We start from the raw sequence: 276 nt of genomic DNA, 5'->3' as shown, positions 1-276 counted from the left end.
GCTGATCATGCGTGAAACAGTGCAGGGCACCAGTAGTGTCATGTTCATCATTATTGGTGCCATGGTCTTCGGCTACTACATGACGCTAGAGCAGATCCCACATAATGTTGCTTCGGCTCTGATTGAGCTGACAGACAACAAGCTCGTCTTACTGTTGTTGATTAACGTGCTGCTGCTAGTGGTTGGCATGTTCATCGAGGGCGGTGCCGCGATGATCATCCTCACGCCATTACTATTGCCAGCTGTTCTTAACTTAGGTGTTAACCCGGTTCACTT

At 48.9% G+C, this 276-nt stretch carries 1 protein-coding gene; it reads left to right on the top strand.

Annotation, left to right across the window (positions count from 1 at the left end; genetic code table 11):
- Positions 1–276 (top strand): TRAP transporter large permease subunit (locus A3712_RS10205; RefSeq protein WP_157618738.1); only part of this gene is annotated, 276 nt, incomplete at both ends.

Source organism: Vibrio sp. HI00D65, assembly GCF_001635455.1.
Taxonomy (GTDB): Bacteria; Pseudomonadota; Gammaproteobacteria; order Enterobacterales; family Vibrionaceae; genus Vibrio.
The sequence above is the reverse complement of the archived record's forward strand: the minus strand, read 5'-3'. Positions and strand labels throughout refer to the sequence as shown.